Source organism: Nodularia chucula CCY0103, from assembly GCF_963923915.1.
In the GTDB taxonomy this organism is placed as follows: domain Bacteria; phylum Cyanobacteriota; class Cyanobacteriia; order Cyanobacteriales; family Nostocaceae; genus Nodularia; species Nodularia chucula.
In genome coordinates, this window is the sequence record NZ_CAWUOL010000232.1 from 1 (window position 1) to 496 (window position 496).

A 496-nucleotide genomic window follows, 5' to 3' on the forward strand; every position below is an offset into this window, starting at 1 on the left:
CTAAATTTTCTGGCTCTATATGTTTGACCTTTTCCCAATAATCTAATCTTAAATTCAGGACTCTCTCTGTACCTGCTTGGGTACTCCGCTTTGTTTTTTTTTCCGATTTAATCCTAATTTCTGCAATGCACGACACATTGCACTTCGACCTACAAAATTGCCTGTCTTGTCTGCAAATAATTCACATAACTCTATCAATGTTGCATCTGGATGTGCTGCAACTAACTCTCTCAACTCTATGTCAGCATTTGTCAGATGACTAAATTGTGGTTTTCCTCGCGGCTTGGATTGTAAATTTCCATCAACTTTTTGTTGTTTTACAAGCTTCTGCACTAAACTCTTTGTCACGGAAAATATGTTAGCTACTTTCCTAATTGAAATGTTTTTCTCAATATGTGCTGCAACTATTTTTTCTCGAAGATCGACAGAGTATGACTTCATTTTAAAGTATTTATATCTTAATTAAGTGTACCTCATAACAGACGGAAGTGCTGTA

1 protein-coding gene is annotated in these 496 nt (G+C 35.7%); it reads right to left on the minus strand.

The window, feature by feature from the left end:
* Positions 1–54: 54 nt before the first annotated feature.
* Positions 55–441 (minus strand): helix-turn-helix domain-containing protein, encoded by a 387-nt coding sequence (locus ACM0OP_RS24360; protein WP_414530977.1) that lies wholly within the window; start codon positions 439–441, stop codon positions 55–57.
* Positions 442–496 lie beyond the last annotated feature (55 nt).

What these genes read in the sequence shown, in the direction of transcription:
- ACM0OP_RS24360 (WP_414530977.1), bottom strand. Translation starts at nt 441, where the DNA reads ATGAAGTCATACTCTGTCGATCTTCGAGAAAAAATAGTTGCAGCACAT.